Source organism: Calditrichota bacterium (assembly GCA_016867835.1).
In the GTDB taxonomy this organism is placed as follows: domain Bacteria; phylum Electryoneota; class AABM5-125-24; order Hatepunaeales; family Hatepunaeaceae; genus VGIQ01.
The window spans coordinates 1-1,711 of sequence record VGIQ01000212.1 but is presented as its reverse complement, the minus strand read 5'-3'; the positions used below and the strand labels follow the sequence as shown (position 1 = coordinate 1,711).

The 1,711-nt window shown below is 55.2% G+C and carries 2 protein-coding genes; one reads left to right on the top strand and one right to left on the bottom strand.

The window, feature by feature from the left end; all coding sequences use genetic code 11:
- The first annotated feature begins 437 nt into the window (after nucleotides 1-437).
- Complete coding sequence (locus FJY67_12225; GenBank protein ID MBM3330211.1) at nucleotides 438-866, top strand: hypothetical protein; 429 nt, start codon at nucleotides 438-440, stop codon at nucleotides 864-866.
- A 54-nt stretch (nucleotides 867-920) separates the two neighbouring features.
- Here FJY67_12225 and FJY67_12220 read toward each other — a convergent pair whose 3' ends face one another.
- Complete coding sequence (locus FJY67_12220; protein ID MBM3330210.1) at nucleotides 921-1,613, bottom strand: NAAT family transporter; 693 nt, start codon at nucleotides 1,611-1,613, stop codon at nucleotides 921-923.
- Nucleotides 1,614-1,711: the final 98 nt, after the last annotated feature.

Here is a 1,711-nt window from a genome sequence, read left to right as displayed (position 1 = left end):
AGCCCCACGTGATCACCACGCTGTCTTCATCGGCACCGGCCGCGCGCCACGGGGCAGCCTGTTCGGTGGCGAAATTAATCGGTGCGCGGGTGTTGGCAACCGGACCCCGAGCGGCCATAACGGCTGAGGTAATCAAGATCCCGGCACCAAGTCCGGACAATACTGCGCGAAACCTCATCGAATCCCCTCTTACTTGGGCGTTAACGAACAAAGTTAACTGCTGTCGAACTTCGACAGTCAGCCTTACCAGGACCTGCCTTATCCCCACAGGCAATGATCACTTAATTTAAGCACTACGACCGGCGCCTGTCAAGTGAGTCCTTATATGCCGTCATTGGACAATTCGGTGTTGACAGACGGCATGGAAGATATTATATTTCTATTCGACTGCGACAAGGTGACAGATACACCTACCCCTTTCCAAACCGGAGCCTCTTATGCGTGACTACGAGTTTCGTTACTTGACCGGCGATATGGTCAATCAGATCAACACTTTGATCGAAACCTATACGGCTGGCAGCGGCAGCAGAAACGCCGACGAACTGTTCGACAAGTTCACCGTCCTGCTCCCCATCGAGAAGTTGAATCAGGACACAGTCCGCCGCCGGGTGGAAGGTCTATATTACGCTTCGGAACTCCTCTGGCAGAAGGCGCTGCAGTCGGGCAAGGAGAGTCGCAACGACATCGTTCGCCGCGCCGGGCTGAAGCCGCTCAGCCATTACCACTATATGACCGGTTCGCGCGAGCCTCGCAACATCGTCCTGACGCGCGACGATTACCTTAACGATCCCGCGACCGCGCTGGTGAAACTACGCGACGACATACTTGGCATCGCCGGCATCATCCCTTCGATGTCGAAGAACTGACCAACCGGTCGAATAGTCTTTCCCGAGGGCAGGCTTGTCCTGCCCTCTTTTTCTCTACCGCAGCAATCCCTTCGCGCCCTGAAAGCCCATCTGAACGGCATAGGCGATCAGCAAAAGCCCCATCATCCTCGTCAACAACCCGATGCCATTGGCGCCTATACGCTTGTGGACGGTCTCAGCCGCGATCAGGAGAATGTAAGTTAATCCCAGGACAAAGAGTGCAATCCCGATGGAGAGCAGGATTCGCCAAAGGCTGAAGCCATCGCCGACCATCACCAGCGCTGTGGTTATGGCTCCCGGACCTGAGAGCATCGGCGTCGCCAAAGGCATTAGGGCGACATCCTCCGCTTTGACTGCCTCGGCATATTCCCTGACGGTAGGATGCGCCACCGCAGAGAATCGGGAGTGGACCATCTCAAGGCCTATCATCAGCATCAGGATGCCGCCAGCGACCCGAAAAGCGTCTATCGATATGCTGAAGAGGCGCAGAATCAGGTGCCCCATCAATATGAATACGAGCAAGAGGACGAACGCATAGACAGTCGCCAGCCGCGCCGTCCGGCGGCGCTGAATTGCCGACTGGGTCGCAGTAACCGCAATGAAAACCGGCAGCACTTCGAGCGGGTTGATGACCGCAAGTAATGCGGTAAGCGAGCGCAGCGTGAAATCGGCCGCTTCTATAAATCCTGGAAAGCCGGACAAACCTTGCCTCTTGACTATCGTAATCGTATAATATAAGGATTCAATCTAACCAAATTCGACGAATATGACCAAGATCGCCAAGAAGGTTAACATCAGGACCAACCAGTCTCTCGAGCGGTATCTTCAGGAGATCGGCGAAGTCG

Coding starts and splice junctions, on each gene's coding strand:
- FJY67_12225 (MBM3330211.1), top strand. CDS start 438: ATGCGTGACTACGAGTTTCGTTACTTGACCGGCGATATGGTCAATCAG.